This window comes from Rathayibacter sp. KR2-224, assembly GCF_049446075.1.
Classification (GTDB): domain Bacteria; phylum Actinomycetota; class Actinomycetes; order Actinomycetales; family Microbacteriaceae; genus Humibacter.
Window position 1 is genome coordinate 354,996 of record NZ_JBMSEB010000002.1, and the last position, 19,090, is coordinate 374,085.

Here is a 19,090-nt window from a genome sequence, read left to right on the forward strand (position 1 = left end):
AATTGCGTCAAGGGCCGGCCACGGCGCCCGCCTCCGCTACGTTCGTGGCATGAGTGTCGTGCTGTGCGTGACGCTGTGGGCGCGCGCCGGACAAGAGGAAGCGCTCGTGGCATACGAGGACGCCGTACTGGCGCTGCTGCCGGAGCACGGGGCCCGCGTGGTGGCCAGGGTACGGTCGCAGGCGGGCGCCCCGGCGACGGATGCCACGAGCGGGGCGCCGGACGGGCATCCGTTCGAGACGCAGATCATCGAACTGCCCGACGACGCCGCATTGGATGCCTACCTGCGCGACCCGAGGCGGGCGTCGGCATCCGAAGTGCGAGACCGGGCCATAGCGCGCACGGAGATCCAGCGAGTCGCACTCGTCTGAAGCAGGGCGACTCGACTAGCGAGAGCCGGCCGTTACAGCAGTCGCCAGGTTTCGTCGGAAACGAGCCCGAATGCCGGTCGTGCGACTACCGAGGGTCCCAGCGGAACCAGCGGATGCCGATGAAGGCGAAGACGACGATGTACCCCGCGCAAGCCAGAAGTGCGTACGTCTCCTGGTCGTTCCAGGCGGACATGGTCAGAGCATCCGCGAAGAGCGTCATGAGTGCGCCGACCGGAGACCAGTCGGCGATCGTCTTGAGCGTGTCGCCGAGGAGTCCCGTTCCGCCCAGCAGCCCGAGCAGAAGCAGAAGCGCGAAGAGTACGCGTCCGATCGCGCTCACGGCCCCAGCCGAGTCCACAAGCCCGACGATCGCCTGTCCGATGGACAGGAAGACCGCGGCTCCGAGCACCGCGACCACGACGACCAGCGCGTACTGCGCAACGTTCAGATTCAGCCCGTGGACGATGACACCGACGATGACGACGATGATCGAGATGATCAGATTGGCCACCACCTGCACGGCCAGCCTGCTCGCCATGATCATCCAGCTGGGAGCCGGGGTGACGCGAAGCCTCTGCAGCACGCCGGCGTGGCGATCCTGTGCCACACCCACGGCGTAGCCGAGCAGGCTCGAGCTGATCAGGCCGACCGTGATGGCCAGGGCGATCGTGAGATCGGGGCCGCCGAGGCGGGCCGTCTTCTTCTCCGTCAGACCGGTCACCACGACGATCACGAGAGGCAGCAGCAGACTGACGAAGCCGGACACCCTGTTGCGGAGAAGAACGAGGGCGTCGGCGCGCAGAAGGGATGCGGCGGCCAACCCGAGGGGTGGGCGAGCCGTGTTCACTGCCTGGCCTGCCGTATTAGTCACGGATCGCATCTCCCGTCAGGCCGATGAACACGTCTTCGAGCGTGACGTCGCCGTGCGCAACAGCCAGAACGCGCGGATCGTCTTTGTGTTTGTCGATCAGACCGGTCGGAGTGCCGGTGGTCACGAGCACGCCGTGGTCGATGATGGCAACGCGATCGCACACGGCCTGCGCCTCCTCCATCGAGTGCGTGGTGAGAAGGATGCTCCGCCCCGCGCCCCTGGCCTGCTCGATGCGCTGCCACAGCGCGCGGCGCGACTGAGGGTCCAGTCCCGCGGTGGGCTCGTCGAGCAGGAGGAGCAGCGGGTCATGAATGCTCGCGATGAACAGCGCGAGCCTTTGCTGTTGCCCGCCGGAGAGCTGCTTGAACCGTTTGTCCATCTCCGCATCGAGCCCGATCGTGCGCATGCCGTCCCCGATCTCATCACGCGAAAGCCGCACACCATAGAGGCCCGCATACAGCTGGGCGATCTGCAGGATGCTCAACTCGGCTTGAAAGCTCGAGGACTGCAGTTGCACGCCGAGCCGTGCCTTGGCATCCAACGGATGCCGCTCGGTGTCGATTCCGTCGATCCTCGAGCTGCCCGACTTGGGCTTCACGAGACCCTCGATGGCGCTCAGCGTGCTGGTCTTGCCCGCACCGTTCGGTCCGAGTAGACCGAAGATCTCGCCGCGGTCGATGCGGAAGCTGACGCCGTCCACTGCGACGCGGGCACCGTAGGAGACGTGCAGGTCTTCGACCTCGAGCACGGGTGGTGCGGCCTGAGGTACGTCGGGTTCCTGCCCGTCGTCTTCACCGCGGATCCCAGAGACACCGTCGTCCATCGTTCTCCTCCGCCCATTCGAGTCGGGCGTCTAGACCATACTCGCGCAGGCAATGACTCCCGTGTCCGGTTCGCGCCAAGTGGCTTTTTTGGCGGGCTTGGAAAGTGCAGCGGCCGCGCCGATTCCGGCGGAAATCGTCGGTCTTGTGGCTCACGACGAATTCATAAGAAAAATAACGAACAGGTAACTAGCGCCCCGTTACCCGTTCGTTATAGAGTGCAAGAACACCGGCTGTTTGCTGTGGCGGTCGGTGTGGAATGTGATTGCAGGACACTCTTGGTGCAAGGGAGAGGGCCGGTCGTAAGCCTCTACGACCGGCCCTCGTTCTGTCTCTACCGAACCCGACCGACCTCGCTCTGCGTCCACTGAACCCGACCGGACGACGGCTCAACTCTCAGCTGCTCGGCCGGAAAACGACGTACCCCATCGAATCGGGTCAGGCATCCGGCCGATCGTTCGAATCCGGCGGATGGCGCAGTGGTCGTCGGTGCTGCGCCGAGGCCCTCAGCCGCCGTAGTGGCCGTTTGTCAGCAGCGTGACGACGAAGCCGGCGACGCCGATGACGGCGACGACGACTGCGGTCCAGAGCCAGGCGCCGGATGCTCCGGTGCGGGCCGGGTAGGTGGGGTGACGGTCATCCATGCTTCGAGGTTAGGGTCTCTCTCCCGACCGCGCACGCCGGTTGCCAACCCCGGGCTGTGGTCTTTGGCGCAGTCGCGCATGGCTGAACTGAGGCCGCCGGCGTCGGTGCCGAGCCGTACCCTGGAACGCGATGTCGTCCGCAGTGCGGGGAGGGAGCACTTCAGTGGCCAAGAAGTCCGCGATCAGCGCCTGGGAAGCGCTGTTCCGCGCCCAGGTGACGGTGATGCGTTCACTCACAGCCGAGTTCCCGCGCGACGCCGATCTCAGCCTCACGGAGTACGACGTTCTGCATACCATCTCGAAGCAGGACGGGCGAAGCATCCGCATGCGAGACCTGCGCAAGCAGGTGCTCCTGACCCAGCCGAGTGTGAGCAGGCTCGTCGACCGGCTCGTCGAGCGCGGTCTGCTGTCCAAGTGCCCCGAACCGGATGACGGCCGCGGCTCGCTCGTGCGGCTCACCGACGACGGATACGCGCTGTATCGGCACTGCGCCGTGCAGCACGGACGTTCGATCATCGAGCACGTCGGGGCGGCGCTGTCACCCGAGGAGCTCGCCCAGCTCGAGCAGCTCTGCGAGAAGCTGCGGCTGGCGGTGGAGGACCGCTCACCTCAGGCGCGGTAGTCGCGGGCGGCGGTCACCAGGCCGGCGAACAGACCACGGTCGTCGTGCTGCTCGGGATGCCACTGCACGGCAACCGCGAACCGCTCCCCCTGCGCTTCCATCGCCTGCAGCACGCCGTCGTCGTCGCGGGCGGCCGCAACGAAACCCGGGTGCTCGGCGACGGCCTGGTGGTGATGGCTGGCGACGCTGAACTCTGCAGGCAGCAGTGAAGAGAGCCGACTCGCGGCGTCCACGTGCACGTCGGTGTCGGCGTACCTGCCGTCGCTGGCGGCGTGGTGGGCGTGGCCGATGGCATCCGGAAGATGCTGGATGAGCGAGCCGCCTGAGTGCACGGCCATCACCTGCATGCCTCGGCAGATGCCGAGCACGGGCAGGCCGATCCGGTCGGCCGCGTCGAGCAGGAGCAGCTCGCTCGCGTCGCGCGCGTCGTCCCACACCGTGACGTGGGGCGCCGGCTCGGCGCCGTAGGCGGCCGGATTCATGTCCTCGCCTCCTGCGATGATCAAGCCGTCGAGGGCGGCGACCGTCGCGTCGGCGGCCGGCCGTGCGGAGAGAAGCGGCACGAGCAGCGGAACAGCCCCGGCCGCCGCCACCGAATGCGCGTACGCGGTCGGAAGCAGATCGCACACCACATCGCGCCACGTCCCCCACGTGGCGGAGCGGTGGTACGTGGTGATGCCGATGACGGGCATCCGCGTGGTCTCGTTCACTCGAAGTCGCTCTCCAACGGCGTCACATAGGCGTTGCTCAGGCCGCCGTCGACGAGGAACTCGGTGGCGGTGATGAAGCTGGACTCGTCGCTGGCGAGGAACGCCACCGCATTCGCGATCTCCTCGGGCTCGGCGAACCGACCCATCGGAATGTGCACGAGGCGCCTGGCCGCCCGCTCGGGATCCTTGGCGAACAGCTCCTGCAGCAGCGGCGTGTTCACGGGTCCAGGGCACAGAGCGTTGACCCGGATGCCCTTGCCCGCGAACTGCACGCCGAGCTCGCGGGTCATGGCGAGCACCCCGCCCTTGGAGGCGGTGTAAGAGATCTGCGAGGTCGCAGCCCCCATGACCGCCACGAAGGATGCCGTGTTGATGATCGACCCGCCACCCTGCTCGAGCATGTACGGCAGCACCGCCTTGCAGCACAGGTACACGCTCGTCAGGTTGACCTTCTGCACGCGATCCCACGCCTCGATGCCTGTCTTCAGGATCGAGTCGTCGTCTGCCGGCGAAATGCCCGCGTTGTTGAACGCGACGTCCACCCGTCCGTACCGTTCCTTGGCGTGCGCGAAGAGCGCGTTCACGTCGTCGACGTTCGTCACGTCGGCGCGCACGAACGAGCCGTCCAACTCCGACGCGACGGCCGCACCTCGCTCGGAATCGAGGTCGCCGATCACGACTCGCGCCCCCTCAGCGTGGAACTTGCGCGCGGTCGCCAAGCCGATGCCGGAGCATCCGCCCGTGATCACAGCGACCTTGCCGTCGAGTTTGCCTGTCATCTGGTTGTTCTTCCTTTGCTGCTGTATCTGGTCGAGCTTCCCCTGGTTGCCGGGGCTCACGTTGCGATGAACACGTTCTTCACCTCGCTGAAGGCGTCAGGCGCGTCCGGGCCCAGTTCGCGACCGAGGCCGGACTGCTTGAAGCCGCCGAACGGAGTCCAGTAGCGAACCGACGAATGCGAGTTCACCGAGAGATTGCCGCTCTCCACTCCACGGGCCACCCGCAGCGCGCGGCCGACGTCTCGGGTGAAGATCGAGCCGCTGAGACCGAAGTCGCTGTCGTTCGCCTGCGCGATGGCATCCGCTTCGTCGTCGAACGGCACGACGGCCACGACCGGACCGAAGACCTCTTCCCGCCACACCGGATCGGATGCCCCACGCGGGATCACCACGGTCGGCGGGCACCAGAAACCTTCCGTTCCTGCCGGCGCCGAGCCGGCGAACGCGACGTCGGCGGCATCCACGTATCCGCGCACGGTTGCCAGCTGCCCAGCGGAGATGAGGGGGCCCATCTGGGCGTCATCGCGTACGGGGTCGGCCACGCGGAACCCGCGCACCGCGGGCTCCAGCAGCTCCAGGAACCGGTCGTACGCGCTCCGCTCGACCAGGATGCGCGAGCGCGCGCAGCAGTCCTGCCCGGCGTTGTCGAACACCCCGCCGGGCGCGGCCGCGGCCGCCTGCTCGAGGTCGGCGTCGGCGAACACGATGTTGGCGCTCTTGCCGCCGAGCTCGAGCGTGACCCGCTTCACCTGATCGGCGCAGCCGCGCATGATGCGCTTTCCCACCTCGGTCGATCCGGTGAAGCACACCTTGCGCACCAGCGGATGCGTGACGAACCGTTCGCCGACCACAGATCCACGCCCGGGCAGCACGGTGAACACGCCATCGGGGATGCCGGCCTCCAGCGCGAGCTCGCCGATGCGCATCGCCGTGAGGGGCGTCAACTCCGCGGGCTTGAGCACCACCGTGTTGCCTGCCGCGAGCGCGGGCGCGAACCCCCAGCCGGCGATGGGCATCGGGAAGTTCCACGGCACGATGACTCCGACCACGCCGAGCGGCTCGTGGAAGGTCACATCGATGCCGCCGGCGACCGGGATCTGCCGTCCGAAGTGCCGCTCCGGTGCTGCCGAGTAGTAGTTGAGCACATCGCGCACGTTGCCGGCCTCCCAGCGCGCGTTGCCGATGGTGTGCCCGGAGTTCAGCACCTCGAGGGCCGCGAGCTCGTCCAGGTGCGCGTCCACCACCGCCGCGAACGCGCGCAGCAGGCGGGCTCGCTCACCCGGTGCGACGCGCCGCCATGAGTCGAAGGCGGCGTGAGCGCGCCGGATGACGGCATCCGTCTCCTCGAGTCCGGCGAGCGGCAGCTCGACGAAAGCACGCCCGTTCGACGGATCGATGAGCGTCGTGCTGCCGCCGCCGGAGTACGGCGAGGACGGCAGGCCGGACGCGGGTGCTTCGTGGTGCATGTCGGTGACGGTCATCGCTTCAGAGTCTTTCGAAGCCGCGGCGCAGCTCCCAATCGGTGACGGCCGCGTCGAACGCAGCCAGTTCCACATCGGCGTAGTTGAGGTAGTGGTCGACCACGTCGTCGCCGAAGGCCTCGCGCGCGATGCCCGATGCGGCGAGCGCGTCGCGGGCGTCCCGCAGGGTGGTCGGCACGCGCGGGGCGTCGCCCGTGTAGGCGTTGCCCGTCGTCTCCGGCTCGAGCGGAAGCTCGTTCTCGATGCCGTACAAGCCGCCCGCGAGCATCGCCGCCAGCGCGAGGTATGGATTCACGTCTCCGCCCGGGAGGCGGTTCTCCACGCGTGCGCCCTGACCGTGCCCGACGAGGCGCAGGGAACAGGTGCGGTTGTCGAGCCCCCATGCGACAGCGGTCGGCGCGAAGGATCCCTCCGCGTAGCGCTTGTACGAGTTGATGTTCGGCGCGTAGAACAGCGTGAACTCGCGCATGGTGGCGAGCACGCCCGCGATGAAGTGGTCGTACAGCGGCGTGCGTTCGCGCTTGTCGGCATCCCAGAACACGAGGTCGCCGCCCGTGCCGCGAAGCGACAGGTGCAGGTGGCACGAGTTGCCTTCGCGCTCATTCGGCTTGGCCATGAACGTGATGGACTTGCCCGCCTGGGCGGCGATCTGCTTCGCCGCGAGCTTGTAGACCACGTGGTTGTCCGCCGTCGTCACGACCTCGTCGTACAGGAACGCGATCTCGTGCTGCCCGAAGTTGCATTCGCCCTTCGCCGACTCCGGGTTGAGGCCCGCCTCGTACATGGCGTTGCGGATGCTCCGCAGCAGCGGCTCCACCCTGCTCGATCCGAGCAATGAGTAGTCGACGTTGTACTGGTTCGCGGGCGTCAGACCGCGGTACCCGCGATCGAAAGCATCCTCGTAGCTGTTCTCGTACACGACGAACTCGAGCTCGGTGCCGGCCAACGCCGTCCATCCGTTGTCGGCCGCGCGCCGCACCTGGCGCTTCAGGATGGAGCGCGGCGAGACCGTGGCATCCTCGCCGTTCATCCAGGTCAGATCGCACTGCACGAGCGCCGTCTTCTCCAGGTGGGGCATGCGTCGAATGGTCGCCCAGTCGGGCACGAACACCATGTCGCCGTAGCCCTGCTCCCACGACGACACGGCGTACCCGTCGACCGTGTTCATGTCGACGTCGACTGCGAGCAGGTAGTTGCATCCTTCGGTGCCGTGCTCGACCACGCTGTCGAGAAAGAAGCGGGCGTGCAGCAGCTTTCCCTGCAGCCTGCCCTGCATGTCGGTGAAGCCCAGGATGACGGTGTCGATATCGCCTGCGTCGATGGACTCGCGCAGGGCGTCGAGGGTGAGCATGCGTTCGTTCTGTCTCGCGGTCACGGGTGAAGTCCTTTCAGCAGCGCCGCGGTCGCGTCGCAGTGTTTCTCCATGGTGGTTCGTGCGGTTTCCGCGTCGCCGTCGACGATCGCGTGCACGATGAGGGCGTGCTGCTCGTCGGAGCCGACGATGTTCGCGGGCAGGAACGGGATCTCGGACAGGTACTCGTGCACCCGCGTCTGCACCCAGCCCACCGCCTTCGAGAGCTTTGGCGATCCGCACGCCGACGCGATCGCCAGGTGCAGCCGGGCGTCGGCCTGACGGTAGAGCTCGGGCACTCTGTCGTCGGCCGGTCCGGCGAGGTCGAACTCGGCGAGCGCCGTGAGGAGCAGTTCCCGCTGCTCCCTCGCCATCCTCGTGGATGCCGCTGCCTGGCAGGCGCCCGGCTCGACGATCCGTCTGAAGACGATGAGGTCGTCGAGCTCGGCGCGGGACGGGGAGACGGATGCCCCCGCATCCGTCAGCGGTCGTGCCGCCCCCGCCTGCCCGACCACCGATCCGCCTCCCCGTCCTCGCGTCGTCGTGACCATGCCGGCGGCACGCAGGGCGCTGATCGCCTCGCGCACCGTGGAGCGGGAGACGTTCATGCGCGCCGCGAGCTCGCGTTCCGTCGGCAGCTTCTCGCCGGGGCGGAACACCCCGAGCTGGATGGCCGAGCCGAGTTGCTCGACGCACGACTCGAAGGCCATGTGGTCGCGCACCGGTTGAAGCACGGCGTCGACGAGGGGGGTCTGCGTCATCGTCATGGAGCCTGCGCCTTCCCGCCTCATTCCTCCAAGAGCTTGTCGGCGGCGAGCGTCAGATGCTCGGACTCCTCGCGCGTCATGAAGTGCTTGCGCCCACGGCCGAACCAGAGCGCGATGGCGAGCACGGCGACCACGACCACGGCGATCGGCGAGTAGTTGAACGTGCTGACCGTAATCGGCGAGACCGGAGGCAGTACGAACAGGATGCAGATGAGGATGACCCAGCCGATCGCGATCCATCCCACCAGAGGGCTCCACCTGCCCAGGTGCCACGGTCCTGGTACGAACTCCTTGTTGAGTCGCCTCAGCAGCACGGGGGTGACGTAGGCGATGTACAGCCCGATGACGGCTATCGATGTGACCGCGAGATACGCCGTGTTGTTGAACAGAGCTGGCACGGTGAGGATGACCGAGAGAACCACGCACAGCCACACCGAGTTGGTCGGAGTGCCGCTGCGCTTGTTGACCTTCGACCACCAGCGCGATCCCGGGATGGCGTTGTCGCGCGAGAACGCGTAGCTCATGCGCGAGTTCGCCGTGACGGATGCCATGCCGCAGAAGAACTGCGCGCCGCACACGATGAAGAGCAGGAACTTGGCCATCGTCGGGTTGTTCAGAGCATCGAGGAAGATCTGGGCGGGCGGAAGACCCGTGCTCGAGGCGGCCAGCTTGTCCAGCCCGGCAGACGTGCCGTTCTGGATGGCGGCGGTGATCGAGTAGAGCAGAATCCAGCCGCCGATGATGGAGACCAACACGCTCATGACGATGCCCCGAGGCGCCGTGCGAGCGGCGCCCTTCGTCTCCTCGGCGATGTGCGCCGATGCGTCATAGCCGGTGTAGGTGTACTGCGCCATGAGCAGGCCCATGAGGAACACGTACGGGGCGAACGAGAACCCCGTGGCGTTGTGCCAGGCGGTCATCGTCCAGCTGAAGCTCTGGTGGTGGGTCGGCAGAACCCAGAGCACGCCGACGATGATGAGCACGCCGACGATGTGCCACCAGGCCGACACGTTGGACAGGATGCTCACGAGCCGCACCCCGAAGGTGTTGAGCAGGCCGTGGATGACGATGAGAACGACGAACGTGAGGAAGGTGCCGAGGGCCGTTGGTGTGATGCCCCAGACCAGCGCGGCGAACGCGTTCATGGTGGTCGCCGCTCCGAAGTCGATGGCGGCGGTCACGGCCACCTCTCCGAGGAAGTTGAACCAGCCGACGAACCAGGCCCACTGCCGCTTGTTCTTCTTCGCGAGGCGTCCGGCCCAGAAATAGAGGCCGCCCGCGGTGGGATAGCGCGAGCACACCTCGGCCATGGCGAGCGCGACCAGCAGAACGAACACGCCGACGAGCGGCCATCCGATGTTGATGGCGGCCGGGCCGCCCGAGTTCAAGGCGATCGCGTACGAGGTGATGCATCCGGCGAGGATGGAGATGATCGAGAACGAGACGGCGAAGTTGGAGAAGCCGCTCATGCCGCGGTGCAGTTCCTGCTTGTAGCCGAGCTTGGCGAGGGCCGCGGCGTCTTCATCGAGGATCTCGTCCACCGCGGCCGGAGCATCCGGGTCGATGGGGTCCTGCCCAGCCAGTGTGTCTTCAGTCATGACGGTGTCACTGCCAATCGGGTCGGTGGGACCGCGCCGTCGCGACGCGTTGATCGCGATTCTTGCGCCGTAGAAGCAGCGCTGTCAATGGTCGGACTTTAGACCTTTATGCGATCTGTCCCGGACTGGGGCTGCATGTCGCGTGCATCCACGCCCCGCTGGCGCCGACATCCGGCCGGGCTGGCGGCACCACGGTGTCTCCGAGCGGCGTGTCTGAGCGGATCTGGAATCGAACGCGGGAGAGTGTGGCCATGACGGAGTCGACCGGCGACGCGGGCGCCAGCATGGATGCCGCGGCCTTGCGCAGCCACGAAGCTGTCCCTTCGCGCACCTTCTGGGCGAACCTGAACCACCCGTTCTTCATCGGGTTCATGGTGACGCTCGGCGGCCTCGCAGCCCTGCTCGTCGGCCTCGCCTTCTCGAACCTGTCGACGATCATCATCTACATCGTGTTCGCCCTGTTCGCCGCGCTCGGCCTCGACCCGGTCGTTCGCACGCTCGAGCGGCACAGGGTGCAACGCCCGTGGGGCATCGTCATCGTGTTCGCAGCCTTCGCGCTCGTGCTCGTCGGCGTGCTCTGGCTCGTCATTCCCACGATGGTGACCCAGATCACCCAGTTCGTCACGAACATCCCTGACACCATCACCGCGTTCCAGCACTCGGATGTCTACCGCTGGCTGCAGACGAACTTCGGCGACCAGGTGTCGTCGATCACCGACCAAGTGAAGAGCTTCCTCGGCAATCCGGCGAACCTCGCCGCGATCGGCGGCGGCGTCGTCAAGGTGGGCGTGACCATCGGCACGGTCATCTCCGGCATCATCATCGTGCTCGTGCTGAGCCTGTACTTTCTCGCCACCCTTCCGACGATCAAGACAGCGTTCACGCGTCTGGCTCCCGCCCGCAACCGTCCGACCGTCTCCTCGATGATCGAGCAGATCTCGGCAGGTATCGGCGGCTACCTCGGCGGCATGGTCGTGCTCGCGTTCTTCAACGCCGTCGTCGCGTTCCTGCTCTACCTGTTCCTCGGCCTGCCGTTCCCGCTGCTCATGGCGGTCGTCGCGTTCTGCGTCACGCTCATTCCCCTGGTGGGGTCCGTGTTGTTCTGGATCGCCGGAAGCCTGATCGCACTCTTCAGCAGCCCGGTCGGCGCGCTGGTCTTCGCCATCGTCTACATCGTCTATATGCAGATCGAGGCATATGTCCTCACGCCGAGGGTGATGAACAAGGCGATCGCCGTTCCGGGATCGCTGGTCGTGATCGGCGCTCTTGTCGGCGGCACTCTCCTCGGCCTGCTCGGCGCGCTCGTCGCGATCCCGGTGACCGCCTCGATCCTGCTCATCATCAAGCAGATCCTCATTCCACGGCAGGACGCCAAGGTCTGAGAATGGTGGCTGTGGCGACTGAGATGTGTGACTGAGAATGCGCGACGGCGGATGACGTTCCGCGCCCGACCCGACTTCGGCGGCTGGCTGAAACGCCACGACCCCGGCTTCGGCGTGCTGCGCAGGGCAGCGCGCACGGCCATCCTCGTGCCGGCGCTCTTCGCCTTCGGGTTCTTCGTGGTGCGCAATTCGGACTTCGCCATGTTCTGCGCGTTCGGATCGTTCGCCATGCTGCTGTTCGTCGGCTTCGGCGGAACCATGCGGGAACGCCTGCAGGCGCAGGCGTCGCTCGCCGTCACGGGCGCGGTGCTCGTGTGCCTCGGCACTCTGCTGGCGTCTCCCGCCTGGCTCGGATCGGCATCCATGGCCATCGTTGCGTTCGTCGTGCTGTTCCTGGGCACCGTGAGCGACGTTCTCGCCTCGGCCAGCACCTCGCTGCTGCTCTCGTTCATCCTTCCCGTCATGCTGCCCGGGGGCATCTCGACGCTCGTGCCGCGCCTGGCCGGCTGGGGCACGGCATCCGTCGTGGCCTTCGCCGCCGTTGCGCTGCTCTGGCCTGCACCGGCTCGGATGCCGCTTCGAACGAGCGCCGCCGCGGCATGCAGGGCACTCGGTGCCCGGCTCAGGGCAGACGCCGATCACATCCTGGCCGGACGGGATGCCGCGAGCGCAGAGAAGCGCGACGCCGACGCGGCCAGAGCGGATGCCGCACTGACCGCACTGCGCGACCTCTTCCTCTCGTCGCCCACGCGGCCGACCAGCCTCAACGCACCCGCCCGCACCGTTGTTCGGCTGGTCGACGAGCTGAGCTGGCTGCAGGTGGTGGTTGCACAGTCCGCCCTCGTGCCACGGCTCGTGTCTCCGCAGGCCGCCGAGTTCTATCTGGATGTCTGCCGCGTCAAGACCGCGTCGGCCGACGTGCTGGAATGCGGAGCGGACATCCTGATGCGAAGCGCCGCACCGAGCGAGCAGCTGCGGATCGCGCTCGCCCGGCTGACCGACGCGCGGTCGGCTTCGGCCGAGAGCGCGCTGAAGTGGCTACCGCCACTCACCGGTCGGCTTCCGGGTGATTCCGAAGCGGTGGACGCTGGTGCAGCCTGGCAGAACGAGGCGGCGGGAGCCGACGGGCGGGCATCCGGTCGCACCGCGGCAGTGGAGTCGTTCGTCAGTGCGCTGGATCCCGGGTTCCGCACCCAGGAGCTGGGCTACGCCGTAGGGCAGGTCGGCCGCAACATCACGCTGACGGCGGAGGCCGAACGTCGTGGTTGGTGGGACAAGGCGCTCGGCAGGCAGCCCGGCGACCTGATCGGCAGCTTCAGTGCCGGCGTTGAGCGGGCGGGGGCGCAACTGGAGTGGCATTCGGTGTGGCTGCACAACAGCATCCGGGGTGCGATAGCGCTCGCGCTCGCCGTGCTCCTGGCCGATCTCGCAGGCGTGCAGCACTCGTTCTGGGTCGTGCTCGGAACGCTCGCCGTGCTGCGCTCGAACGCGCTCAGCACCGGACGCAACATCGTGCGCAGCGTCGTCGGAACCGCCGTCGGAGTGGCGTTGGGCGGGGTGCTGCTCGCGCTCATCGGAACGAACACAGTCGCGTTGTGGATCCTGCTGCCGTTCGCGGTGCTGGCCGCAGGGGTCGCACCCACCGTGATCTCGTTCGCCGCTGGGCAGGCGGCGTTCACGCTCACGCTCGTGCTGCTCTTCAACATCATCGAGCCGACCGGCTGGACCGTCGGGTTGTACCGCATCGAGGACGTGGCTCTCGGATCCCTGGTGAGCCTCGCCGTAGGGCTCCTGTTCTGGCCGCGCGGCGCCGCAGCAGCACTGCGCACGGCGCTCGCGGAGGCCTACGCCGAGTTGGCGGACTACCTGTCGGGCGCGGTCGGATTCGGAGTGAACAGGTGGGATGACTCGCAGGACAGTCATCCTGCCCCGCTACGAGAGGCCAGGCGTGCTGCAGCAGCCGCACGACGCCTCGACGACGCCTTCCGCACCTACCTCTCCGAGCCGTCGGGGCACCGCGTTCCGCTCGAACAGGCGGCGGCAGCCGTGGCGGGAGTGGCGGGCATCCGTGTGGTGTGCGACGCCCTCGTGGACATGTGGAACAGCGAGGATGCCTCTGGCCGGCTCGCGTCGAAGGCGGAACACGTACGCGCAGCGAGCGCTCTCGAGGCGTCATGTGCCGTGCTGGCCATCTGGTGCCGTCGCTTCGGCAAGCGGCTCGTCGAGCGTGCCGAGCTCCCCGGTGCGCCGGTGCCCGATGAAGCGCTCACGGGCGAGTTGGTCGACTCGCTGCGCAGCGACCTTGCACACGACGGGGGCGGATCGGCGGGTACGGCGGTGCGCCTCGTGTGGACGGGCGACTACCTGGATGCCGTGCGGCGCATCGAGGCGCGGATCGTCGCCGCCGGCCCCGACACCGCGGGTTGAGTAGGACCCGCGGTGTCGCGGGTACTACTCAATCCGGGCGGGGCCGTACCGCTCACGTGGTCGCGAGCTCGAACGCCCGCCACATCGCCGCGTACGCCCCGTCGCGCTCGAGGAGTTCCTCGTGCGTTCCCACCTCGATGACCCTGCCGTGATCGAGCATGACGATGCGGTGCGCTCCCATCGCCGTCTGCAGACGGTGGGCGATGAGCACGGTCGTCCGGTCGCGGGCGAGGCGGTGCATGGCATCCGTCACACGGGACTCGGTAGCGAGGTCGAGGTTGCTCGTCGCCTCGTCGAGCAGCAGGATCGACGGCTGCACGAGGTCGGCGCGCGCGAGCGCGATCAGCTGACGTTGTCCGGACGAGAGCGACTTGCCGCGCTCGGAGATCTCCGTGTCGTAGCCGAACGGAAGCGCCTCGATCATGTCGTGCGCGCCGACGGCACGGGCGGCGGTCTCGATCTCTGAGGCGGTGGCATCCGGGCGCCCGTATGCGATGTTGTCGGCCACTGTGCCGGTGAAGAGGAACGATTCCTGAGGCACGTAACCGAGGTTGCGCCTGAATCCGCCGAGATCGAGTGTGCGTAGGTCGGCGCCGTCGGCGAGCACTGCACCCCGGTCCGGATCGTAGAACCGCGCGATGAGCTTCATGACCGTCGACTTTCCTGCGCCGGTCTCGCCGACGAGCGCGACGGTCTCACCCGGGCGGATGCCGAGCGCTACGCCGGCGAGCGCCTCGGCCGGCCGTGCCGCGGTGGCGTCCCGCGAGAGGGGCTCGCGGGCATCCCTCGGTCCGCGCACCTCCCTCGAAACCGCACCCGTCGGATAGGCGAAGTGCACATCGTCGAGCGCGACGTCACCATCGAGATCGCCGACTGCGACCGGATGCTCGGGCTGCGGAGTGAGCGTCTCCAGCTTCATCAGATCGGAGATGCGCGACACCGACACCCTGGTCTGCTGCCAGGCGTCGAACACCTGGGAGAGCTGCTGAATGGGCGAGAAGAACATGTCGATGTACAGCAGGAACGCGATCAGCGCACCGGCAGTGAGCTGCCCCTGCGCGATGAGCGCGGCTCCTAGCCCGAGCACTATGGCGTCGGCGATGGCGGAGAGGAACTGCACGAACGGGAAGTAGATCGCCACGAGGCGCTGCGCCGCGACCCGGGAGCGCAGGTAGGCGTTGCCGTGCCCGTGGAAACGACGCATGGTCGCCTCCTCGTGCGTGAACGCCTGCGACTCGCGCACGCCCGACAGGCTCTCCTGGAACGCCGCATTGACGATGGCGATGCGCTCGCGCGACAGGTCGTACAGCCGGGACGAGCGACGCCGGAACCACACGGTGGCCGCGGCGAGCGGGATCACGATGGTCAGCACGGCCAGGCCGAGCGGCGCATCCACGATGACGAGGGCAATGCCGACCCCGATGAAGGTGACGAATGCGACGAGCGCCCCGAGCAGTCCGTTCTGTAGCAGGGATTCGAACTGGTCGATGTCCGTCGTCATGCGCGTCATGATGCGACCGGCCATTTCGCGCTCGTAGTAGTCGAGCGACAGGCGCTGCAGCTGGGCGAAGACGCGGATGCGCAACGACAGCATGATGCGCTGCGCCGCGCGACCCGTGATCAGCGACTCCGCCATGCCGTTGAACAGGTCGATGATCGTGATCACGAGGTAAAGAGCGGATGCCCCGAACAGCACGGCTGCAACTCCCGTGGTCACGCCGTCGTCGATGCCGGTCTTGACGACAGCCGGTCCGAGCAGGCCTATGACGGCGTCGACCACGACGAACACCAGCGCCAGCGCGAGCGGACGCCGGAACTCCCGCAGCACCTTGCCGAGCGTGAAATCGCGCTGGTGACGTGACTCGGTGTCGAGATCGATCTCTGGGAAATCCCTTACGGGCGGCAGTGCGGCGACCCTGGCCAGGAGCGCCGGAGTCGGGGCGAGGCCCGCGCTCATTCCGTGCATGCCTCCCCCGCCCAGCCCCATGCCTAGGCCGGCAGCCGCGGCGGCGCGAGGGGCGCTGGCGCGCTTTTGCTCAGCGCCGGTAGGTGCGCGCACCACCCCAGCCGCCTGCACCGACTCACCGCCGGTAGGTTCGCGCACGGCCCCAGCCGCCGGCACAGACTCACCGCCGGTTGAGTAGCGCGCGGCGTCAGCCGCCCGCGTATCGAAACCCGGTGTTTCCGGATCGTCTGCTCTCGATACGCGTCCCTCTTCGTGGGGCGGTACTCGACCGGCGGTGAAGGGGACCCCCGCGAGCGCGTCGATGTCGCCGCGACGGGCGGCATCCGTTGCTCCGAACAGGGCGCGGTACGTGCGGCTGCGATCGATCAGCTCATCGTGCGTGCCCTGGTCGACGATGCGTCCGTGCTCGAGCACGACGATCCGGTCGGCAAGGTGCAGCGTGGAGTGCCTATGGGCGACGAGCAGAACGGTGCGGCCCTCCATTACGGTGCGAAGCGCGTCGTGGATCACCTGCTCCGTGCGTGCATCGATCGCGCTCGTGGCGTCGTCGAGCACCAGGATGGCCGGGTCGCGCAGAATCGCCCTCGCGAGTGCGATGCGCTGCCGCTGCCCGCCGGAGAGGCTGAGCCCGCGTTCGCCGACGACGGTGTCGTAGCCCCGCGGCAGTTGCATGATGAACTCGTGAGCCTGGGCGGCCCGAGCTGCCGTCTCGATCTGGTCGTCGCCGGCATCCGGTGCCCCGTATGCGATGTTGTCGCGCACCGACTCGGAGAACAGAAAGGCGTCTTCGAACGCCATGCCCACGCTCTGACGCAGTGAGCCGAGACGGATGCCGCGCACATCCGTTCCGCCGACCGTCACCCCGCCGGAGTCGGGGTCGTAGTAGCGCACGAGCAGGCGACCCACGGTCGACTTTCCGCTGCCGCTCGCACCCACGAGGGCGACGCGCTCCCCCGGCTGCACCGTCAGGGAGAAGTCGCGCAGCACGGGCGTCCGCGCGTCGTAGCCGAAGGTGACGTTGCGGAATTCGATCGCGCCCGGCCGGGCGGGCAGTTCGATCGAGCCGGGAGCATCCTGGATGGTCGGCGTCATATCCAGCAGCTGGAAGATGCGCTCGAGGCCGGTACGAGCCATCTGCCCGATGGTGAGGATGCCGGCCAGCTGCCTGGCAGGCGCCATCAGCTGCGCGATGTAGCTGGAGAACGCCAGGAACGTGCCGAGCGTGATGTTGCCGCTCAGCGCCAGCCATCCGCCGAGCGCCAGGATCCCGACCTGGCCCAGCACGGGGACCGCCTCCAGAAGCGGCTGATACCGCGACTGGATGCGCACGGCGCGCATCTGCGACCCGTACAGTGCTGAGGCCGATCGGGTGAGCCGCTCCAGCTCGCGGCGCTCCTGTCCGAAGGCTTTCACGACGCGCACTCCGCCGACATCCTCGTCGACGATCTCCGCGAGCTCGCCCTCCTTCTGCTGGCCGTCCCAGGTGGCCGGGAAGACGCGGCGGCGCATGCGGTAGCTGACGACGAGCAGCGCGGGCACGACCGCGAGGCTGATGAGCGCCAGCAGCGGCGACAGCACGAACATCACGACCAGCGACAGCACCATCATGATGACGTTGCCCGTGACAAGCGGCAGGAAGTTGAGGAGTCCCTGCACGAGTGCGGAGTCGGAGTTGGCGCGCGCGACGAGCTGACCGGTCGGCATCGTGTCGAGGGTGGCGGCATCCAGTCGTTGCAGCTTGTCGTGCATCTCGTTGCGCAGGTCGTTCTGCACGTCGAGGGCGACGCGTCCGCCTCGGTACCGCCGCAGATAGGCGAACCCGAAGGCGATCAGAGCGAGCGCGATGAGCAGAGCCAGCCAAGGCAGCAGCGGAGCATTCTTGTCGACGATGACGCCGTCCACGATCTGCCTGGCGATGAGCGGCGTCGCGACCTGACACGCGGAGCCGAGAATGGCGGCGCCGACGGCGATCGTGACGTTCAGCCGGTGCCGCCACAGGTAGTGGCCGAGCCTGCGGAGCCATCCGGGTTCGCGCTCGCCCGTTGGCCGGTGATCTTCGGTGCCGCTCGGCGCATCGGGCGTGCGCGCCTCCGTTGTCTCCCGCGTCACAGCGCTCCTTCCCGCACGGCCGGCATCGTGCGGCTCTGCGCCGCGACCCTCGTTGCGGCCACCGCCTGCTGCCGCCGCTCTATGGCCGGTTCGAGCGCCGCGAGCGCGGCGAGCGTGGCGGCGGGATCCGTCGTGTCCGAGACCAACGCGACCACCACCGAGACCAGCGCTGACTCCGCGTCGACCCGAGCTGCAGCGCCCTCCTCGGTCAGCACGAGCTGTGTCGCCCGCAGGTCGGCGTCGTGCGCTTCGCGGCGCAGCAGTCCGCGACGCACCAACGACTCGACCGTCGAGCTGATCGCGGGTTTGCCCAGGGCGAGGCGATGAGCAAGACGGGATGCCCGCGCCTCCCCCTCCGCCACGGCCGAGAGCACCCGGAAGTCGGCGAGACTCAGGCCGGTCAACGACCGCTCGAGGATGCGCGACGCGCGGGTCAGCGCGTGAACCGCTGACCTGGCATCCGGTCGGTCCACAGATGGTTCGATCACCGAACCATCTTATGCACGGGGTCACGGACGGCACAGAAATCGCTGGTCGGCCGCACCTTTCGGAACTACTCTGAGCGCATGTCCCATGAGACGCCGCAGCCCTTCGAGGGCATAGCGGCCACCCATAGGGTCGACTTCTCGTCCTTCGAAAAGGACCTCACCGTTGAGGATCTGACCAAGGTCGTCTGGGCTGGCCCGTCCGCCTTCTTCCCGTCACCGATCGACACACTGTCGGTCACCCACCCCGTCGGCCTCGGCCGCACCAACACCACGCTCATCCAGGCGACCATCGTGCAGACGGATGCGGCGTCACCGTACGCGAACTTCGACAGATCTGCGAACCCGTCCCGCAATCCTGCGGTGTCGGTGCATTTCGAGCCGGATGCCTACGGCGCCACGACCGTGCGGCCCTACCTGGTCACTTTCTACCTGGACGCCGGTGCACCATGCACCTTCTCGGTCACCCAGTACGGTGCCCAGAGCGCCACCGGTCTGGGCAACCGCACGATCACCGGCAAACAGACGCTCACGGTCGCCATGAACGGTCTGCCCGCCGCGCAGCAGAGCTGGATCGCGATAGAGCAGACCGCCGGCCAGTCGTGGACCTGGTACAAGACCGTGATCAGCCCGCCGCCGCTCGTGTTCGAGTTGCTCCGCGAGGCCTGAGTTCCGGCCTCTTCGATACGGCCCGAACCGGGCGCTCG

At 67.7% G+C, this 19,090-nt stretch carries 16 protein-coding genes; 5 read left to right on the forward strand and 11 right to left on the reverse strand.

The window, feature by feature from the left end; all coding sequences use genetic code 11:
* Nucleotides 1-49: 49 nt before the first annotated feature.
* Nucleotides 50-370, forward strand: coding sequence for a hypothetical protein (locus ACO2Q7_RS14085; protein WP_423356332.1), 321 nt, complete (start codon nt 50-52; stop codon nt 368-370).
* 85 nt (nt 371-455) lie between these two features.
* Here ACO2Q7_RS14085 and ACO2Q7_RS14090 read toward each other — a convergent pair whose 3' ends face one another.
* The 3 genes from ACO2Q7_RS14090 to ACO2Q7_RS14100 form a co-directional block, all read right to left on the reverse strand.
* Complete coding sequence (locus ACO2Q7_RS14090) at nt 456-1,241, reverse strand: ABC transporter permease (RefSeq protein ID WP_423356333.1); 786 nt, start codon at nt 1,239-1,241, stop codon at nt 456-458.
* Entirely contained in the window at nt 1,234-2,064 is an 831-nt protein-coding gene (locus tag ACO2Q7_RS14095) for an ABC transporter ATP-binding protein (RefSeq protein ID WP_423356334.1), read from the reverse strand. The genes ACO2Q7_RS14090 and ACO2Q7_RS14095 overlap by 8 nt, the downstream gene beginning before the upstream one ends.
* Nucleotides 2,065-2,568: 504 nt before the next feature.
* The gene (locus ACO2Q7_RS14100) at nt 2,569-2,706 is read right to left on the reverse strand and encodes a hypothetical protein (protein ID WP_423356335.1); all 138 of its coding nucleotides are present in this window, start codon (nt 2,704-2,706) and stop codon (nt 2,569-2,571) included.
* Between the two features lie 163 nt (nt 2,707-2,869).
* Between ACO2Q7_RS14100 and ACO2Q7_RS14105 the strand changes: the two genes are divergently transcribed.
* Nucleotides 2,870-3,328: a MarR family winged helix-turn-helix transcriptional regulator gene (locus ACO2Q7_RS14105; protein ID WP_423356336.1), complete on the forward strand. Its 459-nt coding sequence runs from the start codon at nt 2,870-2,872 to the stop codon at nt 3,326-3,328.
* Here ACO2Q7_RS14105 and ACO2Q7_RS14110 read toward each other — a convergent pair.
* The 6 genes from ACO2Q7_RS14110 to ACO2Q7_RS14135 are packed head-to-tail and all read right to left on the reverse strand — an operon-like array spanning nt 3,316 to nt 10,014.
* Nucleotides 3,316-4,038, reverse strand: coding sequence for a gamma-glutamyl-gamma-aminobutyrate hydrolase family protein (locus ACO2Q7_RS14110; protein WP_423356337.1), 723 nt, complete (start codon nt 4,036-4,038; stop codon nt 3,316-3,318). The genes ACO2Q7_RS14105 and ACO2Q7_RS14110 overlap by 13 nt on opposite strands.
* Nucleotides 4,035-4,817 (reverse strand): 3-oxoacyl-ACP reductase, encoded by a 783-nt coding sequence (locus tag ACO2Q7_RS14115; RefSeq protein WP_423356338.1) that lies wholly within the window; start codon nt 4,815-4,817, stop codon nt 4,035-4,037. The genes ACO2Q7_RS14110 and ACO2Q7_RS14115 overlap by 4 nt, the downstream gene beginning before the upstream one ends.
* 56 nt (nt 4,818-4,873) lie before the next feature.
* The gene (locus ACO2Q7_RS14120) at nt 4,874-6,283 is read right to left on the reverse strand and encodes an aldehyde dehydrogenase family protein (protein WP_423356510.1); all 1,410 of its coding nucleotides are present in this window, start codon (nt 6,281-6,283) and stop codon (nt 4,874-4,876) included.
* A gap of 19 nt (nt 6,284-6,302) precedes the next feature.
* Nucleotides 6,303-7,649: a glutamine synthetase family protein gene (locus tag ACO2Q7_RS14125; protein WP_423356511.1), complete on the reverse strand. Its 1,347-nt coding sequence runs from the start codon at nt 7,647-7,649 to the stop codon at nt 6,303-6,305.
* Between the two features lie 20 nt (nt 7,650-7,669).
* A complete protein-coding gene (locus ACO2Q7_RS14130) occupies nt 7,670-8,410 on the reverse strand; it encodes a FadR/GntR family transcriptional regulator (protein WP_423356339.1) in 741 nt (246 codons plus the stop codon).
* A 26-nt stretch (nt 8,411-8,436) separates the two neighbouring features.
* Entirely contained in the window at nt 8,437-10,014 is a 1,578-nt protein-coding gene (locus ACO2Q7_RS14135; RefSeq protein ID WP_423356340.1) for an amino acid permease, read from the reverse strand.
* A gap of 251 nt (nt 10,015-10,265) precedes the next feature.
* Here ACO2Q7_RS14135 and ACO2Q7_RS14140 point away from each other — a divergent pair, with 251 nt between their 5' ends.
* Nucleotides 10,266-11,396 carry an AI-2E family transporter gene (locus ACO2Q7_RS14140; RefSeq protein WP_423356341.1) on the forward strand — a complete coding sequence of 377 codons (1,131 nt, stop codon included), beginning with the start codon at nt 10,266-10,268 and terminating at the stop codon, nt 11,394-11,396.
* Nucleotides 11,397-11,447: 51 nt separating this feature from the next.
* Nucleotides 11,448-13,823 (forward strand): FUSC family protein, encoded by a 2,376-nt coding sequence (locus ACO2Q7_RS14145; RefSeq protein ID WP_423356342.1) that lies wholly within the window; start codon nt 11,448-11,450, stop codon nt 13,821-13,823.
* Between the two features lie 52 nt (nt 13,824-13,875).
* Here ACO2Q7_RS14145 and ACO2Q7_RS14150 read toward each other — a convergent pair whose 3' ends face one another.
* Together ACO2Q7_RS14150 and ACO2Q7_RS14155 are read right to left on the reverse strand one after the other, a co-directional pair.
* Nucleotides 13,876-17,898, reverse strand: coding sequence for an ABC transporter ATP-binding protein (locus ACO2Q7_RS14150; protein ID WP_423356343.1), 4,023 nt, complete (start codon nt 17,896-17,898; stop codon nt 13,876-13,878).
* Nucleotides 17,895-18,386: a MarR family winged helix-turn-helix transcriptional regulator gene (locus ACO2Q7_RS14155; RefSeq protein WP_423356344.1), complete on the reverse strand. Its 492-nt coding sequence runs from the start codon at nt 18,384-18,386 to the stop codon at nt 17,895-17,897. Before ACO2Q7_RS14155 ends, ACO2Q7_RS14150 begins: the two co-directional genes overlap by 4 nt.
* 78 nt (nt 18,387-18,464) lie before the next feature.
* Here ACO2Q7_RS14155 and ACO2Q7_RS14160 point away from each other — a divergent pair, with 78 nt between their 5' ends.
* Nucleotides 18,465-19,052: a hypothetical protein gene (locus ACO2Q7_RS14160; RefSeq protein ID WP_423356345.1), complete on the forward strand. Its 588-nt coding sequence runs from the start codon at nt 18,465-18,467 to the stop codon at nt 19,050-19,052.
* Nucleotides 19,053-19,090: the final 38 nt, after the last annotated feature.

Bases quoted from the DNA above. Each gene is read 5' to 3' on its own strand.
- ACO2Q7_RS14085 (WP_423356332.1), top strand. From the start codon at position 50: ATGAGTGTCGTGCTGTGCGTGACGCTGTGGGCGCGCGCCGGACAAGAG.
- ACO2Q7_RS14095 (WP_423356334.1), bottom strand. From the start codon at position 2,064: ATGGACGACGGTGTCTCTGGGATCCGCGGTGAAGACGACGGGCAGGAA.
- ACO2Q7_RS14100 (WP_423356335.1), bottom strand. From the start codon at position 2,706: ATGGATGACCGTCACCCCACCTACCCGGCCCGCACCGGAGCATCCGGC.
- ACO2Q7_RS14115 (WP_423356338.1), bottom strand. From the start codon at position 4,817: ATGACAGGCAAACTCGACGGCAAGGTCGCTGTGATCACGGGCGGATGC.
- ACO2Q7_RS14120 (WP_423356510.1), bottom strand. From the start codon at position 6,283: ATGCACCACGAAGCACCCGCGTCCGGCCTGCCGTCCTCGCCGTACTCC.
- ACO2Q7_RS14125 (WP_423356511.1), bottom strand. From the start codon at position 7,649: ATGCTCACCCTCGACGCCCTGCGCGAGTCCATCGACGCAGGCGATATC.
- ACO2Q7_RS14130 (WP_423356339.1), bottom strand. From the start codon at position 8,410: ATGACGCAGACCCCCCTCGTCGACGCCGTGCTTCAACCGGTGCGCGAC.
- ACO2Q7_RS14135 (WP_423356340.1), bottom strand. From the start codon at position 10,014: ATGACTGAAGACACACTGGCTGGGCAGGACCCCATCGACCCGGATGCT.
- ACO2Q7_RS14140 (WP_423356341.1), top strand. From the start codon at position 10,266: ATGACGGAGTCGACCGGCGACGCGGGCGCCAGCATGGATGCCGCGGCC.
- ACO2Q7_RS14145 (WP_423356342.1), top strand. From the start codon at position 11,448: ATGACGTTCCGCGCCCGACCCGACTTCGGCGGCTGGCTGAAACGCCAC.
- ACO2Q7_RS14160 (WP_423356345.1), top strand. From the start codon at position 18,465: ATGTCCCATGAGACGCCGCAGCCCTTCGAGGGCATAGCGGCCACCCAT.